Raw genomic sequence first — 20181 nt, forward strand, 5'->3', positions numbered from 1 at the left:
CAGAGAGCGTGGCCTGCGGGTCACGCTCTGCTCTCCAGCAGCGCGTTCAGCGCCGCCTGCAGCGTTGTCGTCACCTGCTGCGCCGCTTCCCCCATCTGAACCTGCACGATTGCGCCATCCACCAGCAACACGATCTGCCCGGTTTTATCCTGCTGCGCCGCGCTGAGTCTTTCGGCAATGGCGGCCGCCATCTCCCGCTTGTGCTGGCGAATCAGGGCGCTCGCTTCCGGCAGGGTATCAGCCAGTTCTGCCGCGCTATTAATAAACGCACAGCCGCGAAAATCCTCCTCCTGAAACCAGCTCAGTAACGCCGCCGGCAGCGCCACGTTGATGGCAGGCTGCTGCGCCAGCGCGCTGCGAAAGCCGCTCATCCAGCGCTGATGGCGCTGCTGCAGAAACGCCAGAATTAAGTCATTTTTGGCCGGAAAGTGGCGGTAGAAGGTCACTTTGGTCACGCCAGCCGCGGCAATCACTTTATCGATGCCGGTAGCACGGATGCCTTGCGCATAAAACAACTGTTGCGCGCTGAGCAGGATGCGGTCACGCGCGCTGGCGCTGGCATCAAACAGCAGGGGTGCGAGCATAAGAAAAAATTCCTGTTTACGGGGGTAGACAGAATTGTCTACATACGGCAGGATGAATCAAGTAGACAGATCTGTCTACATCATCAGGAGATAAAAATGCTCATCCCCCCGTTCGATCATCAAAGTGCCTTAGAAAAAGTGCGTATGGCGGAAGATGCCTGGAACAGCTGCGATCCGCAGCGCGTGTCGCAGGTTTACAGTGAAGATACCCGCTGGCGCAATCGCAGCGAATTCGTTAACGGTCGCGCGGACGTCGTGACCTTTCTGCAGCGCAAATGGGCCCGCGAGCTGGATTATCGGTTGATTAAAGAGTTATGGGCGTGGCACCACGATAAGCTGGCGGTGCGTTTTGCCTATGAGTGGCGCGATGACAGCGGCAACTGGTTCCGCAGCTACGGCAATGAAAACTGGCACTTTGGTGCCGATGGTCTGATGATTCAGCGCTTCGCCTGCATCAACGATTTGCCGATTAGCGCTGAAGCGCGGCTGTTTCACTGGCCGGCTGGCAGACGCCCGGACGATCATCCGGGCCTGAGCGAGCTGGGTCTGTAATTTACGGCGCGTTGCGCCAGCGTCTGGCCTTTGCCGCCTGCTGCGGGGATGTGGTGGCAGGCGGCAGGCTGCCTTCCAGCGCCACGCCCGCCAGCGTAAAGGCGGAAAAGCTCAGCCAGCGCTGCCATTTATCCTGTTGTTCTGTTGCCTTACTCATCTTGCACCTCGCTGATGTTCAACCCACCATCAACGCTGCACAATTCATGCCATGCCACCGCTCTCAGCGCCACGCACCCCGCGGCCGCTTTGTTACACTGCGCCAGCGCTGAAGCGGTGCAGGATGCACGACGCTGGTGCAATGCCTTAACGTCGGCGCGACGGATAGTGCTGAATCAGGCGGTGGCGATAGTGCTGCCAGCAACGGAAGCTTCCGTAAGCAAATAACCCGGCGGTAATAGCAAGAATCATATAAATCATCTGTCGCTCCTGTAAGGATTCTCGTGCAGGAACGCAGTATGCTGTGCCAGCCAGCGATCAACTTCAAGCAGCTTTAGACGGTTTTACAAGCGAGTTATGCTTTGTAATAGGCTGTAGTAATGAGTTACAGACGAGGAATTGATGAATTTTCAGAACATTCTGCTGACAGGCATGGTAGCACTGCTGCTGAGCGGGTGCGAGCAAAAAACGGCGCAGCAGGCGCTGGTGCTGGAAGGCAAAACCATGGGAACGGTGTGGCGCGTGAGTCTGGCGGGCGTGGATGCTCAGCGTAAGGCCGCGCTGCAGCAGGCAATTCAGCAGCAGCTCGATCGCGACGATGGCGAACTCTCTACCTGGAAAAAGGACTCGGTGCTGTCGCGCTTCAACCAGTATCAGGGACAGGATCCCCAGCCGGTCAGTGCCGATATGGCCGATATCGTCACCCGCGCGCTGCGTATTGGCCAGCTGACCGGCGGCGCGATGGACATTACCGTCGGGCCGCTGGTGAATCTGTGGGGCTTTGGCCCGGCGCAGCAGCCGGCGCACACACCATCGGATGCCGCCATCGCCGCCGCCAAAGCGCAGACCGGCCTGCAGCACCTGCGCGTGATTGAAACGGTCAACGGCCAGTGGCTGCAGAAAGATCTGCCTGGCCTGTATGTCGATCTCTCCACCATGGGCGAAGGCTACGCCACCGATCACCTGGCGCGGCTGATGGAGCAGCAGGGCATCACTAATTATCTGGTGTCGGTGGGCGGGGCGGTGCTGAGTCGCGGCCTGAATGCCAGCCAGCAGCCGTGGCGGGTAGCCATCCAGAAACCGACCGATCGCGAGAACGCCGTGGAGGCACGCGTTGATCTGCAGGGGCACGGAATCAGCACCTCCGGCAGCTATCGCAACTATTATGAACTGGATGGCAAACGCATCTCGCACGTGATCGATCCGGCCAGCGGCCGACCCATCGATCACCGGCTGGTCTCAGCCACGGTGATAGCCACCACCGCGCTGGAAGCCGACGGCTGGGACACCGGGCTGATGGTGCTCGGCACCGAGCGTGCCAAAGCGCTGGCGCTGAAACAGCATCTGGCGGTGTATCTGATTACGAAGCAGGGCGACGGCTTCAGCCACTGGATGTCGCCACAGTTCAAATCGTTTCTTATCGATCAGCCCTGACCTGACAGGAGGTAACTGTGCTGGATCTATTTAGTGAAGACGCGCCATGGCAGGAACCGCTGGCTGAGGGCGCGGTGATTCTGCGTCGCCGGGCGCGCGAGCAGGCCGATGCGCTGCTGGCGGCGATTCATGACGTCGCGGCCCTTAACCCGTTTGCCCATCGCATCACGCCGGGTGGACATCGCATGTCAGTCGCCATGACCAACTGCGGTGATTTTGGCTGGTCGACCGATTCGCGCGGTTACCAGTACACCGAACAGGATGTCAGCAGCGGCCGTAAATGGCCGCCGATGCCCGCGCTGTTCCGCACGCTGGCGCAGCAGACCGCGCAGGAGGCCGGCTTTGCCGGTTTCAATCCGGATGCCTGCCTGATTAATCGCTATGAGCCCGGTGCCAAACTGACGCTGCATCAGGATAAGGATGAGAAAGTCTTACGCCAGCCGATTGTCTCGGTGTCGCTTGGCCTGCCGGCCGTTTTTCAGTTTGGCGGTTTCGAGCGTGGCGATGCAACGCAGCGCGTGCTGCTGGAGCACGGCGATATCGTGGTGTGGGGCGGTCCGTCGCGCCTGCGCTATCACGGCATTTTGCCGCTAAAAGCGGGCATCCATCCGCAGGCTGGCGCGTTCCGTTACAACCTGACATTCCGCCGCGCCCAGTAACCGTAAAACGGATGAGAATTATTCTTGCCTTCACCCGAGGCGCCATTAAACTGCAGGCTGCCTGGTTGACCTCTGGATAATTTTTAATGGCATTGCTTCAGGTTGTTTTTCGCCAGTACCGCTGGCCGTTTATCGGCGTGATTGTGCTGACGCTGCTCAGCGCCGCGCTGGGTATCGGGCTGATCGCCTACATCAATAATGAACTGATCGTGGCAGTTAATACCTCGCTCACCGTGCTGCCGGGCTTTCTCGCCCAGCTGTTTCTGCTGATGGCGGTGACGCTGGCATCGCAGCTGGCGCTGACTCAGCTCGGCCACCATTTTGTCTGGCGGCTGCGCGGTGAGTTTATCAAACGTATTCTGGATACCCGGGTTGAACGCATTGAGCAGATTGGTAACGCTCAGCTGCTGGCCGGCCTGACCAGCGACGTGCGTGCCATCACTATCGCGTTTGTGCGCCTGCCGGAGCTGATTCAGGGCATCATTATTACGCTGGGTTCCGCGATCTATCTGGCGTGGCTGTCACCGCAAATGCTGTTGATCACCACGCTGTGGCTGGTGGTGACGCTGATCGGCGGCTGGCTGCTGGTGTCGCGCGTCTATCAGCACATGGCGAAGCTGCGCGACATCGAGGACGAGCTGTACCGCGATTTTCAGACCATCATTGAAGGGCGCAAAGAGCTGCAGCTTAACCGCGAGCGCGCCCAACTGATTTACGACACCGTGTATCAGGAAAATGCCACGGATTATCGTCGTCACATTGTGCGCGCCGATACCTTCCATCTCAGCGCCGTGAACTGGTCGAACATTATGATGCTCGGCGCGATTGGTATTGTGTTCTTCATGGCCAACGGTCTCGGCTGGGCCAATACCGCTGTCGCCGCGACCTATTCGCTGACGCTGCTGTTCCTGCGCACGCCGCTGCTGGCGGCAGTAGGCGCGCTGCCGACGCTGCTCAGCGCACAGGTGGCATTGCGGAAAATTAATACCTTCGATCTGGCCCCTTATAGCGCCGGATTCAACGCGCTGCCGACGGTGAGCGACTGGCAGACGCTGGAGCTGCGCGACGTCTGTTTCCATTATGGCGAGCACGGTTTTGCCGTCGGGCCGATCAACCTGACGCTGCGCCGCGGTGAACTGGTGTTTCTGATTGGCGGTAACGGCAGCGGTAAATCCACGCTGGCGATGCTGCTGACCGGGCTGTATCAGCCGCATTCAGGCCACCTGCTGCTGGACGGTAAAGAGGTGGATTGGCATAACCTTGATGCTTATCGCCAGCACTTTTCGGCGGTATTCACTGACGTGCACCTGTTTGACCGTTTGATTCGTCGCGGTGGTGAGCCGGCTAATCCGGCGCTGGTGCAGCAGTGGCTGGAACGGCTGAAAATGCAGGACAAGCTCAAGCTGGAAGGCAACCGGGTACTCAACCTGCAGCTGTCGAAAGGGCAGAGCAAGCGCCTTGCTCTGCTGCTGGCGGCGGCGGAGGAGCGCGATATCCTGCTGCTCGATGAGTGGGCGGCCGATCAGGACCCGCACTTCCGCCGCATCTTCTACCGCGAGCTGCTGCCGTGGCTTCAGGCGTCCGGCAAAACCGTGTTCGCCATCAGCCATGACGATCACTACTTTATTCATGCCGATCGGCTGCTGGAAATGCGCGATGGGCAGTTAAGCGAGCTGACTGGCCGCGAGCGCGAAATGGCCACGCTGGACGCTGTCAAACGCACCGATACCGGCCATTGACGGCTGGCGGCAAAGCTTAGCAAAAACCCTTATTGGGCAGGACGTTGTCAGCGGGATACAGTGAATGGCAGCAGAGATCCTCGTCTCTGCCTCCCTGGAACACTTCTGTCGTCTTGTGTTGTCACCGGCCCGGGCTCATTCCGCGCCGGTTTTTTATTGCGTGCAGGCCGGGTGAGTGAGCAGTGTGACCACGCGCGCCGGATGCAGCCAGAAGCGTGCGTCCAGCACGGTGCTGCGGGTAAATTCCGCGCTGAAATCCTGACACAGCTGCAGCCGCGCGCGCTGCTGCGGCAGGTCGAGATCTATCAGCGCAGCCTGATGAAACGCCATGGGCTGATGCAGCCGCGGCCATAGCGCCTTATAAAGACTCTCTTTCAGCGAAAACAGCAGCGTTGCCGCCTGCGCAAAGGGCAGCGGCTGGCCCTCGAGCAGCGCGCGCTCCTGCGCGTTCATCAGCAGTTCCGCCGTGTCCTGCGCGGTTTCCTCTGCCATCACCTGCTCAACATCAATACCCACATACAATGCCTCGCGCGTCGCGGCCATCACCACGCAGTCATGGCTGTGCGACAGTGAAGCACGAATGCCTGCCGGCCAGCACGGTGAGCGATCCGGCGCGTTGTGCAGCACAAAATCAGAGATTCCCAGCTGCGCCAGCTGTTGCCGCACCAGCCAGCGGCTGGCGAGATATTCAATTTTGCGTTTGCTGGCTGCCTGCTGTAGCGCGGACGGCAGCGGCAGTTGCCACTGCGCAGGTAAAGCGGCGTGCCACTGTTGCCGATCAAAGCGGCACCACGCCAGCGACAGCGATTCAGCGGTGTGGCCAGCGGCGGTGATAAAACCACAAGCGGGCAGCGGCAGGGGCGTTTCGGCTGAGAACATAACGAGTAACGGCTGATGGAAAAGCGTGTTTTACCAGTCAGCCGCGGGCAGAGCAAGCCGAAAAGGCTGCGGCGGGTTAGCGATTTGGCGGGATAGCGAAGCTCTTCATCTGCACCACAAAATGGTGGTGGCCTTTGGTAATGCGTGCACCACGGTCACACCAGTGGCTCGCCAGGCGGAAGAAATCATCGCTGCCAATATCATACGCCAGCTCCACTTTGCTGATGCCTGAGTGCAGGAGTTCTTCCGCATCCTGCAGGTTTTTTGCTTTGATGACCATAACGAGATTCCATCAAATAAACGGGAGCTTTAGGGTAGGGGAAATCTGTGACATTTTTGTTTCACTTTAATGAATTGCTGTCACAAATCAGTAAAAACGTGATCCCGGTTGGCTTTGCTGACTTCAGTTAAGTACCTGTTTCGCAGCATGAATGAAGTGTGATGCGAGATTATGCTGCAGGATTTTGCACCCTGAACAGTAAGGTCAGGGCCTGTCGCAGAGGTGACGAATAGCCGCGTCTGGCGCGGTAATGGCGCGGTCATTTTCCATCTCTATCCTCTCGGTGATGGCTGTATTATGAAGCCCATCACACATCAATAGCCGCTTCGTTTAACCGGGGTAAAGCATGGGCGTAACATGCTGGTGGCTGACGAAGAGGCTAAGGAGCGAACGATGCAAAAACTGGCTGGCATAATGTTACTGGGTTGCATGAGCGTAGGCGCTGCACAGGCAGCAGATCTCAGCTTCCAGAATGCGCAGGGCAATATTGAAATGGTGCCCGGCAAACCCACCTTTGTGCATAAACTGCACTACCGCAAACTCTATGATGAAAAGCCGTTCCCGGATGCGGTGATTTATTACTACAGCAACGGGGTGTATAAAATCCTGTCGCAGGGCGAAAATCATTATGGCCTCTACGTGATGCAGGGCAGCGTTGAGGACCAGAGTTACACCATCCGCTATATTTCAACGCCGTCAAAAGACTGGGGTAACAAAACCGCCTTCCATCAGCTCACCTTTGTGAATGGCGCGCAGGCAAAGGTGTTTATTCAAAACGCGATTACGGATACCGGTGAGCAGATCGCCCAGCAAAACGGCGAGTTTTTGCTGCAGGATCACGATCCCGCGCACGCGGCGGCAGACCGCTGGGATGATGATTTAAAAATCAAACGCTGACGGTTTAGCCGTTCATCTGTGCCGCGATCGTCGCGCGTTTGGTTGCGGCACCCGATGCGTTATCCACAGCAAAGATTTTCCCTATCCCAGCGAGAATTGTTTCCGGCTGGCAACGCAGCGGAAACTCGATAATTATCAGGGCATGACTAAATATCGTGTAAGAGTGGGTTTTCACAACCCCTCAGCCCTGACCTTCAGGCAGCTGGATGAAATACTGGAACCGCAACGCTTCTGGCGCAGTGACACGCGCAGCGGTACGTTTCGCTACTTCATGGAGTATGAATATGAGTCGGACGTACGCGATATCTGCGAAGTGTGCGAGCTGGCTTATTCGCAGGCGTGTAAGGTGAAGAAATGCCCACTGATTCTGGTGCAACCCTGCGAGGCAGAGGTTTCACTCAGCGTTAACGATTGAGACTCGCCGCAGCGAATCTCAATCCTGCTGGCATCATGCCGCCATTTTACGGCACTCTTCTGCACAGCGCTGACAGGCCTGAGCGCATTGCTGGCAGTGCTGGTGTTGATGCTGCTGGCACGCCTGCGCGCACTGCTGGCAGATGTCGGCGCAGAACTGACAGAGCTGCTGCACCGATGCACTGTTTAGCGCCATGAACTGCGCCGTGAGGCGACAGGTATTGGCGCACTGCATATCCAGCCTGATGCATTCGCGCATCATCTCCACATTTTCCTCATCCAGACAGGATGTTGCGCAGTGGTCGCACGCGGCTGCGCACAGATAACAAGCCTCCACGCAGCGTTTATATTCATCAAGCATGTTTCCTCCTTGCATTGGTGATTAACCGTTTAAGCCTGGAAAGGATTGGTCATTATGCAATGAAGGAAAGCGTTAGGATTTATTACCGCGCTGTGCTTAACGCCGCGATTTTACAGCAGAAAATAAAAAAGCAGCCATAAAGGCTGCTTTTGTTTGGGATTTTGGTCGGCACGAGAGGATTTGAACCTCCGACCCCTGACACCCCATGACAGTGCGCTACCAGGCTGCGCTACGTGCCGAACGTGGAGGGTTATACTACTGGTTCCGTTGGCGATTGCAATATGCCGGCAGCTTAACTGCCTCATAATTAATCAGTTTGCCGTGAACCGTTTCTCTTCCGTCAGCACCTGCAACAGTAGCGCCAGCTGAGGTTTATGATCTTTCAGCTCTTTGCCCTGGGCATCGTACGCGCTGTAGTTACCGTTGTTGCTGAGCACCAGCGTCACCGTTGGCGTGGTCACCACCAGTTTGCCATCTTCACTGCTGGCGACCCAGTTATGGCTGCGCTGCGCGGCAAACAGATCTTCACCCTGTGAATAGTTAACCGGATTAGTGCGCACGTGCAGCAGGCGCTGCATCAGCGTGGTCATCACATCCTGCTGATCTGTCAGGCGATCGATGCTCTGCGCCGGGGTATTCGGCCAGTGCACCACCAGCGGCACCTGCAGCGTCGCGCGGTTGCCCGGATTATCGCTGTTGTCGAAGGTAATGGCGCGCTGCGCCGTGATCACCACCACGGTATTCTTCAGCGCATCATTCTGCTGCAGCGTATGCAGCACCGTTGCGATTTGTTCATCCACGCCTGTCGCCTGGCGCATATAGCTGCGCTGGCGCGCTTTGGTGCTGTCGCCGGTTACCGTCACGCCGTTGAGCGCGATCCATGAGAACCAGGGCGCGCCGCCTTTCTGACCATTGAGCCAGTTCTGCCACTGCGTCACCGTGGTGCTGTTGGGCTGGGTATCAGCCTGCGGCAGGCTGTAATCCGCCAGCAGCGCCTGACGGTACAGCGGCTGGCTAAAGCCATCGGAAGAGAACAGGCCGAACTGATAACCCTGGCTGTTCAGCGCGCCGAGCAGGGCAGAGGGCATGCGCGCCGCCAGCACGCCGTCCATGTAGCTGGAGGAGATACCATAGAACAGGCCGAACAGGCCTTTTTCCGGCTGCAGTCCGGCGCTGTAATGCTGGGTAAAGCGCACATTTTCACTGGCGAACTGATTGAGCGACGGCAGCGCTTTATCCACCGTGGCATTGTTCAGTCCGTCCACCGTCAGAATCAGCAGGTTGTGGCGCGTTCCGCCATCGCGGAACGTAATATCGCTGAGCGGATACTGCACCGACAGCGCTTCCGGATCGCCCTGTTGCACCAGACGGCGCTGATACTCCTGCGCATCCAGCAGGCCGTGTCGCTCCAGAAAGCGCCGTGCGGTCATCGGATAGGAGAGCGGCAGGTTGGCACGCTGCATGGTAATCGGCCGGTAGAAGTTGGCGTCGGCCCAGATATACAGCAGATGACTGGCAAAGAAGGCGCTGATAAACAGCGCGGCCAGCGGCTTGCCAAACGAACGCCGGTTAAGGCTGCGCAGCTTTTGCCAGCTCCAGGTGGCAAATAGCATCTCAACGAGGAAAATCAGCGGTACGCTGATAAACATCAGCTGCCAGTCGCGCGCCATCTCGCTTTGATCGGGGTTGACCACCAGTTCCCACACCACCGGATTGAGGTGCAGATGGAAACGGTTGAACACCGCGCTGTCGACCATAATCAGCGTCAGCCCGGCCGTGGCGACCACGGCGGAGAGCACGCGCAGCAACCGCTGCGACATGGCGACAAACGTCAGCGGGAAGATAATCAGCAGATAAGCGGCAAACACGATAAAGCTGAAATGGCCAATCCAGCTGGTAAACGCATAAATACGGCCGGCGAGGGAAGAGGGCCAGTCGGCGACCAACAGGTAGCGGCTGCCTAAAATAAGCGCAAACAGAATATTAAACAGGGCAAACCAGTGCCCCCAGCTGATCATCTGGGAGACTTTTTCACGGTAGCGCTGCCGGTTGGTTACCATATTTATGAGGTCAAATCTGCAATTTAGTGGGCGTTGTCATCGCGCACGGAAGACTGCAGCGCTTCCGCAAACGAGCGGGCGAGGCTGCGGCGCTGGGCCGGTGCGATGTCGGTGTTGATCAAATTGGTCACCATGTTCCCCAACACCATCAGGGAAAGATCGGTTGGCGCTTTGTCTTTTTCAAGAACCTGCGCCAGCTGCGCGAGAAGCTGTTCGACGCGCGCGTCGCTGTAACGGGATGATTGTGGCATATCGTCGACTAATCAAGTGTGAAAACGCGGTATATTACCGTAACAACGCACTTTTTTCCGCAATTTTATCGCAAGCAGAACGATCAGTTTGTGCGCGCAGTTGAAAGCGGCTGCGGGCGGTGTTTGAATACGCGCCTGAGCCAAAAGGAGAGTCTACCATGAGTCTGGATATCGACCAGATTGCCCTGCATCAGTTAGTCAAACGTGATGAAAACCAGCTGGAACTGGTGCTGCGCGATACTCTGTTACCTGCCACGCAGGCGGTAGAAGAGATGGCGGAAGAGTTACACCGCGTCTATAGCGCCAAAAGCAAGGCTTACGGCCTGTTTAATGAAGACAGCGAGCTGGCGGAAGCGCTGCGCAACTGCCGTAAAGGGCAGGATGACTTCCTGGCGTTCAGCCGTGCGGCTACCGGACGCCTGCGCGACGAGCTGAGCAAATACCCGTTCGCCGAAGGCGGCGTGGTGCTGTTTCTGCACTATCGCTATCTGGCGGTGGAGTATCTGCTGGTGGCGGTGCTGAACAGCCAGTCGAGCATGCGCGTTAATGAGCAGCTCGACATCAGCAGCACGCACTATCTGGATATCAACCATGCCGATATCGTGGCGCGTATCGATCTCACCGAGTGGGAAACCAACCCGGAATCCACGCGCTACCTGACCTTCCTGCGCGGACGCGTGGGGCGCAAAGTGGCCGATTTCTTCATGGATTTCCTCGGCGCCAGCGTCGGTCTGGATACCAAAGCACAGAACCGCGGGCTGCTGCAGGCGGTAGATGATTACTGTGCCGAGTCCAGCCTGGATAAAAATGAGCGCCAGAACTATCGCCAGCAGGTCTACAGCTACTGCAATGAACAGCTGCAGGCGGGCGAGGAGATTGCGCTGGAAGATCTCTCCAGCGAGCTGCCGCCGCTGGGCGAAAAAACCTTTCAGGCGTTTACCCAGGAGCAGGGTTATGAGCTGGAAGAGCATTTCCCGGCCGACCGCAGCACCCTGCGTCAGCTGACGAAATTTGCCGGTAGCGGCGGGGGATTAACGCTTAACTTTGATGCCATGCTGCTGGGCGAGCGCATTTTCTGGGATCCGGCCACCGATACGCTGACCATCAAAGGCACGCCGCCGAATCTGCGCGATCAGCTGCAGCGTCGTACCGGCGGCCAGTGATCGCCGGATTTGCGCCATAAAAAAACGCCGCAGATGCGGCGTTTTTTCGTCAACCCGTTAGCGATTAAGCGCGAACGAAGTCGATGTGGTGCAGTTTTGGCTTGAACGGGTGACGCTGAACAGCCTGAACTTTAACTTTGGTTTCTTTACCGTCAACAACCAGAGTCAGCACGTCGCTGTAGAACTCAGGCTTAGCCTGCATGTTCATCACAGCGTCGTGGTCCAGTTCGATAGAAACCGCAGCGTCTTTACCGCCATAGATGATGGCCGGGAATTTGTTCGCTGCGCGCAGGCGGCGGCTCGCACCCTTACCCTGCTCTTTACGTACTTCTGCATTAATAGTGAACATCTTAAGATCTCTTCTATAGTTCCTGCTACAGGCGACCCAGCAACAGGACGGTTATTCAATACGCTTTTACGGATGCAAAAGCGGGCGGCATTATAGCCGGATTGCCACAGCGGGGCAAATGATTCCGCCGCTTAGCGCAGCTCGTTGGCGCGGCGATAGCGTCCCTGATAATCGAACATTTTTTCCCGCACCTGCCAGAAGTGGCCTTTGGCGCGCGCCACCACAAAATCGGGATGGCGCAGCAGCGGCTGTAACGCCACCACATCAGCGGCGGTCTGCCAGCCGAGCTCCACGCCGGGCGCACGCTGATGCGGCCGCATAAACAGCTGCTCAAAGGCGGTGCGCTGCGCCGCAGTGCGCAGGCGAAAGCGCTCGCTGACGCTGGTGCCATCCTCATCATAATAGGTGGCTTGCAGCCACTCGCCTTTATCATCGCGTCCGTGCGCCAGCGTCATACCACTGCAGCGCAGTACGCGCGCGTCTTTCAGCTTCAGCGCCGCTTTCAGCATATCATCGGGGTCGACCAGCACCTTATCGCACTGCTGGCAGCGGCGCGCGGCGATATCATTTTCTGTACCGCAGTCCGGGCAGCTTTTAAAGCGGAAACGGTAGTCGCACTGCGCGCGATTGCCCTCGTCATCGTCGATCACGCCCTGACAGCGGCGGCCAAAGTGCTCAATGACGTGGCCATCTTCGGTCGCCTTGCCCCAGAAGGTGTTGGCAAAGCCGCAGGCCGGACAAAACACCTGCACCGGCTGGTTATCGCTGGCGCCTTTCGGTGCGCCGACTTCGGGCGTAAAGAGATCGTGCGGGTTTCCGGCGTAATCAAGGATCAGGCAGTCGGTTTTGCCCGGTGCCAGCCGCAATCCGCGACCGACAATTTGCTGATACAGGCTGACCGATTCGGTCGGGCGCAGAATGGCGATCAAATCGACGTGCGGCGCGTCAAAGCCGGTGGTCAGCACCGCCACGTTAACCAGAAACTTAAGCTGCTGCGCTTTGAACTGCTGAATCAGCCGGTCACGCTCTTTCACCGGGGTTTCCGCCGACACCAGCGCACTGTTTTCCGGCAGCAGGCTGAGAATTTCCCGCGCGTGTTCAACGGTCGCGGCAAACACCATCACGCCGCGGCGCGTCTCAGCGAACTCGATGATCTGTCGCATGATCTGCGGCGTGACGCGCTGCTGCTGTTTCAGTTCACGGTTAAGATCGGCCTCACTGAACAGGCCATTATTCTGCGGGATCAGCCGACTGAAATCGTACTGCACCACCGGCATATCCAGCCGCTCAGGTGGCACCAGAAAGCCATGTTTGATCATATAGCGCAGCGGCAATTCGTAGATGCAGTCGCGGAACAGCGCATTATCATCGCCGCGCACCATGCCGTGATAGTGGTACTGGTAAATCCAGCCTTTGCCCAGGCGGAATGGCGTGGCGGTCAGCCCCAGCAGACGCAGCTGCGGATTGTGCTGGCGCAGATGGGCGAACAGCTGCTGATACTGGCTCTCCTCGTTGTCGCTGATGCGATGGCACTCATCGACAATCACCAGCGAAAAGGCGCTGTCAAAACTGGCCAGATTGCGCGCCACCGATTGCACGCTGCCGAACACCACTTTACCGTCGCTCTGCTTGCGCTGCAGGCCCGCGGCGAAGATGTCCGCCTGCAGGCCATACGCCTGATATTTACTGTGGTTCTGCTCCACCAGTTCTTTGACGTGAGCCAGCACCAGCACGCGACCGCGCGCCAGCCGCGCCAGTTCGGCGATCACCAGGCTTTTGCCGGCGCCGGTCGGCAGCACAATCACCGCTGGCGTGGCGTGGCGGCGAAAATGGGCAACGGTGGCATCAACGGCTTCTTGCTGATAGGGGCGCAGGGTAAACGACATGGGAACCGGCTTTTTCTGGAACGGACGCGCATTATGCCATGAAAGTGGCTGAAACGCAGGATCGGCACTATTAGCAGGCGAAGGTTCAGGCTATACTGCCCACACTTTTTCAACGGTTAACCCTGCTCTCAATTATGCCGTGGCCGCCGCGCTACGCTGTAAATGATTTACCGGGCAAACGCCGTTTCAGTTCCCCTCCGCAGTAACAGGCAAAAAAGCGAATTCATGCGACTCGACAAATTCATATCTCAGCAACTGGAAGTTAGCCGTGCCATCGCCGGCCGTGAAATACGTGGCAGAAAGATCACCATCAATGGCGAAGTGGTGCGCGACACCGCGTATAAAGTCCTGCCGGACGATGCCGTAGAGTACGACGGCAATCCGCTGACGGTGCAGCAGGGCCCGCGCTATTTCATGCTGAATAAACCGCAGGGCTATGTCTGCTCCACCGACGATCCGGATCATCCCACCATTCTCTATTTCATTGAGGAGCCGGCGGCGTTCAAACTGCACGCGGCAGGGCGGCTGGATATTGATACCACCGGGCTGGTGCTGCTGACCGATGATGGTCAGTGGTCGCATCGCATTACCTCTCCGCGCCATCACCTGGAGAAAACCTACCTGGTGGAACTGGAGCAGCCGCTTGATGCGGGGCTGATCGAAAAATTTGCTGCCGGCATTCAGCTGCACAACGAGAAAGATCTGACCAAACCGGCGCAGCTGGAAATCCTCGATGAGAAAGCCGCGCGCCTCACCCTCAGTGAAGGGCGCTATCACCAGGTGAAACGTATGTTTGCGGCGATGGGCAACCACGTCACGGCGCTGCATCGCGAAAGCATCGGTGAGATTGTGCTGGATGACGAGCTCGGTGAAGGCGAATACCGTGAACTGACCGAGGCGGAAATCAACAGCATCGGCCTGCCGGACGAACTGAAACAGCGCAAATAGCGGGAGACAGTGGTGCGTAAGGAAAAAAATTCACCGGTGGGATTAGTGGTGATTCTGGGATTGCTGGCGATGCTGATGCCGCTCTCCATTGATATGTATCTGCCGGCAATGCCGCAAATCGCCCGTGAATTCGCGGTGTCGGCCGGCAGCGTACAGATGACGCTGAATCTCTACATCCTCGGCTTCGCCATTGGTCAGCTGGTGTATGGCCCGCTGGCCGACAGCTACGGACGTAAACCGGTGATTGTGCTTGGCACGCTGATTTTCGCCTGCGCGGCGGCAGCCTGTGCGCTGTCGCAATCCATTGACCAGCTGATTCTGATGCGTTTCCTGCACGGGCTCTCCGCCGCCGCGGCCAGCGTGGTGATTAACGCCCTGATGCGCGACAGTTATTCGAAAGAAGATTTCTCGCGCATGATGTCGTTTGTCATGCTGATCACCACCATTGCGCCGCTGCTGGCCCCGATCATCGGCGGCTGGCTGCTGCTGCTGTGGAACTGGCACGCCATCTTCTGGACGCTGGCATTGGCCGCACTGATTACCACCGTGCTGGTGGTAACGCAGATCCGCGAAACGCTTAAGCCCGAGCAGCGGCAGCGTTTTCACCTGCGCACCACGCTGAGCAATTTTGTCGCGCTGGTGCGGCACAAACGCGCCTTCAGCTATATGCTGGCAAGCGGCTTCTCGTTTGCCGGGCTGTTTACCTTTCTTAACGCCGGGCCGTTTGTTTACATTGAAGTGAACCATGTGTCGCCGCAGAATTTCGGCTACTACTTTGGCCTCAACGTGGTGTTTCTGTTTGTCATGACGCTGATTAACAGCCGCGCGGTGCGCCGTTTCGGACCGCTGGCGATGTTCCGCCTCGGTCTGCTGATTCAGTTTGCCATGGGCATCTGGCTGCTGATTGTCAGCGCGCTTAACCTCGGTTTCCTGCCGCTGGTGTTTGGCGTGGCAATGTTTATTGGCTGCGTATCGACCGTCTCCTCCAATGCGATGGCGGTGATCCTTGACGAATTTCCCCATATGGCCGGCACCGCATCCTCGCTGGCCGGTACGCTGCGCTTTGGCGTCGGTGCGCTGGTTGGCGCGCTACTGTCGCTGGTCAGTGTCAACAGCGCCTGGCCGATGGTCGCCACCATCGCGCTGTGCGCTACCGTCTCAATCGTGCTGTTCAGCTACGCCGCCCGTCCGCGCCACGCAGCATAACTCTGGCGGGTACCCGCAGGGGCCCGCCGTTCATTCCTCTCCCTGATTTGTCTCTCTCCGCGCTATCGTCCTGCCTAATGTTTCCATATTGTGAAAATTAATTGATAAAAAAGTAACGACATTGCGTCTAAAATGATTGTTAAGCGCCGCGTAACGCGGTAAACATAGGCATAAATGCGAGAAAGCTCGCAAATAATAAAGTTGCATCACGCTTTGTGCTTAAAACGAGAAGGCTATCCTTGACGTCCGTATGCTGAGCTTGCCAGGTGGGGATTCACCGCGATGAAGCCGTCCGTTGTGAATAACGTTACTGTCTCTGGGAACCGAAACACTATGCTGCAACTCTCGGTTGTGCATCGTTTACCACAACTTTACCGCTGGTCGCTGGAACATGCCGGCGCCATTGAACGCCAGGAAGCAGCGAACGGCGCGCATGACGGGGATCTGGTCGCGCTGCGCCTGCTGAGCCATGATGGCCATCCGGCGCTGGAGATCCTGCAGCAGCTACAGGAAACGCTGGCGCAGATTCAGGTCGAGTGCAAAATTGCCGAATGTGAAGGGCAGCCGTGTTTGCTGATTCAGCGCGGCGACGAGAGCGCCACTAACTGCTGTCTAAAAAATCAGGGCGTGGCGATCGCCGAAACCTTTGACGGTCACTGAGGCCCGATCTCGCCCTGCGCGGAGGCCAGCAGCTGACGCGTATACTCTGCTGCAGGCGCGTTGAACAGCGCTTCGCATTCACCCTGTTCCACCACTTCACCCTGGCGCAACACCACCAGCTGATGACACAGCGCGCGCACCACCTGCAAATCGTGACTGATAAACAGATACGCCAGCTGATGCTGCTGCTGTAAACGGCGCAGCAGGGTGAGGATCTGCTTTTGCACCGAGCGGTCCAGCGACGAGGTGGGTTCATCCAGCACGATTAGCTGCGGCTGCAGGATCAGCGCGCGGGCAATGGCGATACGCTGGCGCTGACCGCCAGAGAATTCCGCCGGGTAGCGGCTGCGGCTCGCTGCCTCCAGGCCAACCTCTTCCATCACCGCAATGACTCTGGCTTCCTGTTCGGCAGCGCTGAGCTGCGGCTGGTGCACCGCCAGCCCTTCGGCAATCACCTGCTGTACCGTCATGCGCGGATTGAGTGAAGAGTTGGGATCCTGAAACACCACCTGAATGCGCTGGCGCAGCGGCAGTAGCTGCTTCGCGCTCAGCCGATGCAGCGGCTGTCCGTCGAACCAGATCTCGCCGCGCGCAGCAATCAGGCGCAGCAGCGCCAGGCCGGTGGTGCTTTTGCCTGACCCGGATTCGCCGACTAACCCGAGGCTTTCGCCGCGCCGCAGGGTAAAACTGAGATTGTGTAGCGCGGTTTTTTCCGCCACGGTGCGCTTCAGCAGTCCACGGCGAATCGGGAAACCCACCTGCAAATTAGTTACCTGCAACAGCGGCGGCGCGTCGTTCAGCGGCACCGGTGCGCCGTCCGGCTCGGCGGCCAGCAGCTCGCGGGTATAAGGCTGCTGTGGCTGGCGAAACAGTGCGTCACAGCGGTTGTGTTCCACCTCGCGCCCGTTGCGCATCACCGTCACACTGTGGGCCAGCTGACGCACAATGTTCAGGTTGTGGGTAATGAACAGCATGCCCATGTTCAGTTCGCGCTGCAGTTCGCGCAGCAGCTGTAAAATCTGTGCCTGCACCGTGACGTCCAGCGCCGTGGTGGGCTCATCGGCAATCAGCAGTTTGGGCTGGGTCAGCAAGGCCATGGCGATCATCACGCGCTGGCGCTCGCCGCCGGACAGCTGGTGCGGAAAATCCTGCAGGCGCGTCGCGGCCTGGCGAATGCCTACGCGATCGAGGCAGCTGAGAATCTCAGCGCGCGCCGCTTCACGCCGCATGCCACGGTGCAGCGACAGCACTTCATACAGCTGCTTTTCCACGCTGTGCAGCGGATTGAGTGACACCATCGGCTCCTGAAAAATCATCGCCATCTGGTTGCCGCGCAGCCCGCGCATCTCACGTTCGCTGGCCTGTAACACATCGCGCCCGTCAAACAGGATCTCGCCCTGCGGATAACTCACCGGCGGCTGCGGCAGCAGACGCATAATCGACAGCGCCGTCACGCTCTTGCCCGATCCCGATTCGCCCACCAGCGCCAGCGTTTCGCCGGCGTCAATGCGCAGCGAGATATCTTCCACCACGCGGCGCGGCCCGAACGCCACCGCCAGATGATTCACCGTTAACAAACTCATTTAGCGCCCCCGGCTCGGATCAAAGGCATCGCGTACCGCTTCGCCGATAAAAATCAGCAGTGACAGCAGCAGGGCGAGGGCGAAGAAGCCGGAAAGGCCAAGCCACGGTGCCTGTAAATTGTTTTTTCCCTGCAGCAGCAGTTCGCCCAGCGACGGCGAGCCCACCGGCAGGCCGAAGCCGAGAAAATCCAGTGAGGTTAAGGTAGTAATCGAACCGCACAGGATAAACGGCAGAAAGGTGAGCGTGGCGACCATGGCGTTGGGCAACATGTGGCGCAGCATGATGCGGCTATCGCTCACGCCCAGCGCGCGCGCGGCGCGGATATAATCAAAGTTACGCGTGCGCAGGAACTCAGCGCGCACGACGCTCACCAGGCTCATCCAGCCGAAGATCACCGTCAGCAGTAACAGCCACCAGAAATTGGGCTGAATCACGCTGGAGAGCAGAATCAGCATGAACAGCGTCGGCATGCCGGACCACACTTCAATCAATCGCTGGCCGATGAGGTCAACGCGGCCGCCAAAGTAGCCCTGCAGGGCACCCACCACAATGCCAATCACGCTGGAGAACAGCGTTAACAGCAAACCGAACAGCAGCGAGATGCGCGTGCCGTACAGCAACCGCGCCAGTACATCGCCACCGTTAGCATCGGTACCCAGCCAGTTTTGCGCGGACGGCGGTGACGGGAAGGGCACGTCGGTGGCGAAATGAATGGTGCTGTCGCTGAAGCGGATGGGGGCCCACAGCGCCCAGCCCTGCTGGTCAATACGTTGCTTCAGCCACGGATCCTGGTAATCGGCCGGCGTGGCAAACTGGCCGCCAAAATCGCTCTCGCTGTAGTTAAACAGCAGCGGTGCGTACCAGCGCTGCTGATAGTGCACCAGCAGCGGTTTGTCATTGGCTAATAATTCCGCGCCCAGCGACAGCACAAAAATGAGCAGAAACAGCCACAGCGACCAGTAGCCGCGCCGGTTATGACGAAAGCGCTGCCAGCGCTGCTGGTTAACGGGAGATAAACGCATCAGCGGCCCTCAAAATCAATGCGTGGATCGACCAGCGTATAGGTCAGATCGCTGAGAATATTCATCAGCAGGCCAATCAGCGTAAAGATATACAGCGTGCCGAACATCACCGGATAGTCGCGCTGAATGGTGGCATCATAGCCGAGCAGCCCCATGCCGTTGAGTGAGAACATCACTTCAATCAGCACCGAGCTGGTGAAAAACATACTGATAAAGGTGGCGGGAAACCCGGCGATCACCAGCAGCATGGCGTTGCGGAACACGTGGCCGTAGAGGATGCGCTTCTCATCCAGGCCCTTGGCGCGCGCCGTGACGACGTACTGTTTGCGCACCTCATCAAGGAACGAATTTTTCGTCAGCATGGTCAGGGTAGCAAAGCCGCCAATCACCGTAGCCAGCACCGGCAGGGTGATATGCCATACATAATCGCTGATTTTGCTGTACCACGGCAGCGTGTCAAACTGCGGCGAAGTGAGGCCGCGGAGCGGGAACCAGTCGAGATAGCTGCCGCCGGCAAACAGCACAATCAGCATGATGGCAAACAAAAACGCCGGAATTGAGTAGCCGATGATGATAAAGATGCTGCTCCAGATATCAAACGCGCTGCCGTTGCGCACCGCTTTTTTGATGCCCAGCGGAATCGACACCAGATAGATGATCAGCGTGCTCCACAACCCGAGGCTGATCGACACCGGCAGGCTCTCTTTAATCAGCTGCAGCACCGAGGCGTTACGAAACAGGCTGTCACCAAAGTCAAAACGCAGGTAATTCCACAGCATTTCGCCATAGCGCTGCAGCAGTGGCTTATCGAAGCCGTAGCGATGGGTTATTTCTGCCACCACTTCCGGATCCAGCCCGCGTGCGCCGCGGTACTGGCTGTCGCCGGGATTGTCGCGCACCAGCGCACCGCGCGCGCCGCTGTCACTGCCGCCGCTGCCAGGCAGACCGGTGCTATGACCAAACTGGATGTTGGCCAGCGCCTGATCGACCGGACCGCCCGGCGCAATCTGTACGATAAAGAAATTCAGGGTGATGATGGCCCACAGCGTGGGAATAATCAGCAACAGCCTGCGCAGGAAATAAGCACCCAAACCGCT

Annotated in this window: 22 protein-coding genes and 1 tRNA gene; 10 read left to right on the plus strand and 13 right to left on the minus strand. The window is 58.2% G+C overall.

What is annotated here, in order from left to right; genetic code table 11:
• Nucleotides 1-20: 20 nt before the first annotated feature.
• A complete protein-coding gene (locus C1N60_RS06995) occupies nt 21-584 on the minus strand; it encodes a TetR/AcrR family transcriptional regulator (protein ID WP_394521574.1) in 564 nt (187 codons plus the stop codon).
• A 96-nt stretch (nt 585-680) separates the two neighbouring features.
• Here C1N60_RS06995 and C1N60_RS07000 point away from each other — a divergent pair, with 96 nt between their 5' ends.
• Entirely contained in the window at nt 681-1136 is a 456-nt protein-coding gene (locus C1N60_RS07000) for a nuclear transport factor 2 family protein (RefSeq protein ID WP_058758444.1), read from the plus strand.
• Between the two features lies 1 nt (nt 1137).
• Here the strand turns inward: C1N60_RS07000 and C1N60_RS07005 are convergent, their stop codons facing one another.
• Nucleotides 1138-1293 (minus strand): hypothetical protein, encoded by a 156-nt coding sequence (locus C1N60_RS07005; protein WP_164861051.1) that lies wholly within the window; start codon nt 1291-1293, stop codon nt 1138-1140.
• 401 nt (nt 1294-1694) lie between these two features.
• On the opposite strand from C1N60_RS07005, the gene apbE reads away from it, so the two are divergent.
• The 3 genes from apbE to C1N60_RS07020 all read left to right on the plus strand — a co-directional run bounded on the left by apbE (nt 1695) and on the right by C1N60_RS07020 (nt 5124).
• Complete coding sequence (gene apbE / locus C1N60_RS07010) at nt 1695-2726, plus strand: FAD:protein FMN transferase ApbE (RefSeq protein ID WP_088517034.1); 1032 nt, start codon at nt 1695-1697, stop codon at nt 2724-2726.
• A gap of 17 nt (nt 2727-2743) precedes the next feature.
• Nucleotides 2744-3385, plus strand: coding sequence for a DNA oxidative demethylase AlkB (gene alkB / locus C1N60_RS07015; RefSeq protein WP_394521575.1), 642 nt, complete (start codon nt 2744-2746; stop codon nt 3383-3385).
• Between the two features lie 86 nt (nt 3386-3471).
• Nucleotides 3472-5124 (plus strand): multidrug ABC transporter permease/ATP-binding protein, encoded by a 1653-nt coding sequence (locus C1N60_RS07020; protein ID WP_104093079.1) that lies wholly within the window; start codon nt 3472-3474, stop codon nt 5122-5124.
• Between the two features lie 153 nt (nt 5125-5277).
• Here the strand turns inward: C1N60_RS07020 and C1N60_RS07025 are convergent, their stop codons facing one another.
• Both C1N60_RS07025 and C1N60_RS07030 read right to left on the minus strand, forming a co-directional pair.
• Nucleotides 5278-6003: a 4'-phosphopantetheinyl transferase family protein gene (locus tag C1N60_RS07025; RefSeq protein WP_394521576.1), complete on the minus strand. Its 726-nt coding sequence runs from the start codon at nt 6001-6003 to the stop codon at nt 5278-5280.
• Nucleotides 6004-6079: 76 nt separating this feature from the next.
• The gene (locus tag C1N60_RS07030) at nt 6080-6283 is read right to left on the minus strand and encodes a hypothetical protein (protein ID WP_010618078.1); all 204 of its coding nucleotides are present in this window, start codon (nt 6281-6283) and stop codon (nt 6080-6082) included.
• Nucleotides 6284-6676: 393 nt separating this feature from the next.
• Here C1N60_RS07030 and C1N60_RS07035 point away from each other — a divergent pair, with 393 nt between their 5' ends.
• Both C1N60_RS07035 and C1N60_RS07040 read left to right on the plus strand, forming a co-directional pair.
• A complete protein-coding gene (locus tag C1N60_RS07035) occupies nt 6677-7180 on the plus strand; it encodes a hypothetical protein (RefSeq protein ID WP_394521577.1) in 504 nt (167 codons plus the stop codon).
• A gap of 142 nt (nt 7181-7322) precedes the next feature.
• Nucleotides 7323-7595, plus strand: a complete 273-nt coding sequence (locus tag C1N60_RS07040; RefSeq protein ID WP_031280046.1) for a hypothetical protein — start codon at nt 7323-7325, stop codon at nt 7593-7595.
• A 33-nt stretch (nt 7596-7628) separates the two neighbouring features.
• On the opposite strand, the gene C1N60_RS07045 is transcribed toward C1N60_RS07040, so the two are convergent.
• The 4 genes from C1N60_RS07045 to C1N60_RS07060 all read right to left on the minus strand — a co-directional run bounded on the left by C1N60_RS07045 (nt 7629) and on the right by C1N60_RS07060 (nt 10266).
• Complete coding sequence (locus C1N60_RS07045; RefSeq protein ID WP_159378540.1) at nt 7629-7955, minus strand: four-helix bundle copper-binding protein; 327 nt, start codon at nt 7953-7955, stop codon at nt 7629-7631.
• Between the two features lie 162 nt (nt 7956-8117).
• Nucleotides 8118-8194, minus strand: a tRNA-Pro gene (locus C1N60_RS07050).
• 72 nt (nt 8195-8266) lie between these two features.
• The gene (gene yejM, locus C1N60_RS07055) at nt 8267-10015 is read right to left on the minus strand and encodes an LPS biosynthesis-modulating metalloenzyme YejM (protein WP_021509248.1); all 1749 of its coding nucleotides are present in this window, start codon (nt 10013-10015) and stop codon (nt 8267-8269) included.
• Nucleotides 10016-10038: 23 nt separating this feature from the next.
• Nucleotides 10039-10266, minus strand: a complete 228-nt coding sequence (locus C1N60_RS07060) for a YejL family protein (RefSeq protein WP_021509249.1) — start codon at nt 10264-10266, stop codon at nt 10039-10041.
• A 158-nt stretch (nt 10267-10424) separates the two neighbouring features.
• Here C1N60_RS07060 and yejK point away from each other — a divergent pair, with 158 nt between their 5' ends.
• Nucleotides 10425-11429: a nucleoid-associated protein YejK gene (gene yejK, locus C1N60_RS07065; protein WP_021509250.1), complete on the plus strand. Its 1005-nt coding sequence runs from the start codon at nt 10425-10427 to the stop codon at nt 11427-11429.
• A 64-nt stretch (nt 11430-11493) separates the two neighbouring features.
• On the opposite strand, the gene rplY is transcribed toward yejK, so the two are convergent.
• Together rplY and C1N60_RS07075 are read right to left on the minus strand one after the other, a co-directional pair.
• Nucleotides 11494-11778 (minus strand): 50S ribosomal protein L25, encoded by a 285-nt coding sequence (rplY, locus tag C1N60_RS07070; RefSeq protein WP_010618083.1) that lies wholly within the window; start codon nt 11776-11778, stop codon nt 11494-11496.
• Between the two features lie 131 nt (nt 11779-11909).
• Nucleotides 11910-13664: a DEAD/DEAH box helicase gene (locus C1N60_RS07075; RefSeq protein WP_394521578.1), complete on the minus strand. Its 1755-nt coding sequence runs from the start codon at nt 13662-13664 to the stop codon at nt 11910-11912.
• Between the two features lie 225 nt (nt 13665-13889).
• On the opposite strand from C1N60_RS07075, the gene rsuA reads away from it, so the two are divergent.
• From rsuA to C1N60_RS07090, 3 genes are all read left to right on the plus strand, one after another.
• The gene (gene rsuA, locus C1N60_RS07080; RefSeq protein WP_088517030.1) at nt 13890-14612 is read left to right on the plus strand and encodes a 16S rRNA pseudouridine(516) synthase RsuA; all 723 of its coding nucleotides are present in this window, start codon (nt 13890-13892) and stop codon (nt 14610-14612) included.
• A gap of 12 nt (nt 14613-14624) precedes the next feature.
• Nucleotides 14625-15818 carry a Bcr/CflA family multidrug efflux MFS transporter gene (locus C1N60_RS07085; RefSeq protein ID WP_058780316.1) on the plus strand — a complete coding sequence of 398 codons (1194 nt, stop codon included), beginning with the start codon at nt 14625-14627 and terminating at the stop codon, nt 15816-15818.
• Nucleotides 15819-16151: 333 nt separating this feature from the next.
• Nucleotides 16152-16478 carry a YejG family protein gene (locus C1N60_RS07090; protein ID WP_021509254.1) on the plus strand — a complete coding sequence of 109 codons (327 nt, stop codon included), beginning with the start codon at nt 16152-16154 and terminating at the stop codon, nt 16476-16478.
• On the opposite strand, the gene yejF is transcribed toward C1N60_RS07090, so the two are convergent.
• From yejF to C1N60_RS07105, 3 genes are read right to left on the minus strand one after another with little or no spacing between them, the layout of a single operon-like run.
• Nucleotides 16472-18061, minus strand: a complete 1590-nt coding sequence (gene yejF / locus C1N60_RS07095) for a microcin C ABC transporter ATP-binding protein YejF (RefSeq protein ID WP_394521579.1) — start codon at nt 18059-18061, stop codon at nt 16472-16474. The two genes, C1N60_RS07090 and yejF, sit on opposite strands and share 7 nt — an antisense overlap.
• A complete protein-coding gene (locus C1N60_RS07100) occupies nt 18062-19084 on the minus strand; it encodes an ABC transporter permease (RefSeq protein WP_058780318.1) in 1023 nt (340 codons plus the stop codon). It abuts the gene before it with no gap.
• A complete protein-coding gene (locus tag C1N60_RS07105) occupies nt 19084-20175 on the minus strand; it encodes a microcin C ABC transporter permease YejB (protein WP_058769927.1) in 1092 nt (363 codons plus the stop codon). The genes C1N60_RS07100 and C1N60_RS07105 overlap by 1 nt, the downstream gene beginning before the upstream one ends.
• Between the last annotated feature and the right edge of the window lie 6 nt (nt 20176-20181).

The sequence above is a fragment of the Pantoea sp. SGAir0184 genome, from assembly GCF_043544755.1.

Bases quoted from the DNA above. Each gene is read 5' to 3' on its own strand.
- C1N60_RS06995 (WP_394521574.1), bottom strand. From the start codon at position 584: ATGCTCGCACCCCTGCTGTTTGATGCCAGCGCCAGCGCGCGTGACCGC.
- C1N60_RS07000 (WP_058758444.1), top strand. From the start codon at position 681: ATGCTCATCCCCCCGTTCGATCATCAAAGTGCCTTAGAAAAAGTGCGT.
- C1N60_RS07005 (WP_164861051.1), bottom strand. From the start codon at position 1,293: ATGAGTAAGGCAACAGAACAACAGGATAAATGGCAGCGCTGGCTGAGC.
- apbE (WP_088517034.1), top strand. From the start codon at position 1,695: ATGAATTTTCAGAACATTCTGCTGACAGGCATGGTAGCACTGCTGCTG.
- C1N60_RS07020 (WP_104093079.1), top strand. From the start codon at position 3,472: ATGGCATTGCTTCAGGTTGTTTTTCGCCAGTACCGCTGGCCGTTTATC.
- C1N60_RS07025 (WP_394521576.1), bottom strand. From the start codon at position 6,003: ATGTTCTCAGCCGAAACGCCCCTGCCGCTGCCCGCTTGTGGTTTTATC.
- C1N60_RS07030 (WP_010618078.1), bottom strand. From the start codon at position 6,283: ATGGTCATCAAAGCAAAAAACCTGCAGGATGCGGAAGAACTCCTGCAC.
- C1N60_RS07035 (WP_394521577.1), top strand. From the start codon at position 6,677: ATGCAAAAACTGGCTGGCATAATGTTACTGGGTTGCATGAGCGTAGGC.
- C1N60_RS07040 (WP_031280046.1), top strand. From the start codon at position 7,323: ATGACTAAATATCGTGTAAGAGTGGGTTTTCACAACCCCTCAGCCCTG.
- C1N60_RS07045 (WP_159378540.1), bottom strand. From the start codon at position 7,955: ATGCTTGATGAATATAAACGCTGCGTGGAGGCTTGTTATCTGTGCGCA.
- yejM (WP_021509248.1), bottom strand. From the start codon at position 10,015: ATGGTAACCAACCGGCAGCGCTACCGTGAAAAAGTCTCCCAGATGATC.
- C1N60_RS07060 (WP_021509249.1), bottom strand. From the start codon at position 10,266: ATGCCACAATCATCCCGTTACAGCGACGCGCGCGTCGAACAGCTTCTC.
- yejK (WP_021509250.1), top strand. From the start codon at position 10,425: ATGAGTCTGGATATCGACCAGATTGCCCTGCATCAGTTAGTCAAACGT.
- rplY (WP_010618083.1), bottom strand. From the start codon at position 11,778: ATGTTCACTATTAATGCAGAAGTACGTAAAGAGCAGGGTAAGGGTGCG.
- C1N60_RS07075 (WP_394521578.1), bottom strand. From the start codon at position 13,664: ATGTCGTTTACCCTGCGCCCCTATCAGCAAGAAGCCGTTGATGCCACC.
- rsuA (WP_088517030.1), top strand. From the start codon at position 13,890: ATGCGACTCGACAAATTCATATCTCAGCAACTGGAAGTTAGCCGTGCC.
- C1N60_RS07090 (WP_021509254.1), top strand. From the start codon at position 16,152: ATGCTGCAACTCTCGGTTGTGCATCGTTTACCACAACTTTACCGCTGG.
- yejF (WP_394521579.1), bottom strand. From the start codon at position 18,061: ATGAGTTTGTTAACGGTGAATCATCTGGCGGTGGCGTTCGGGCCGCGC.
- C1N60_RS07100 (WP_058780318.1), bottom strand. From the start codon at position 19,084: ATGCGTTTATCTCCCGTTAACCAGCAGCGCTGGCAGCGCTTTCGTCAT.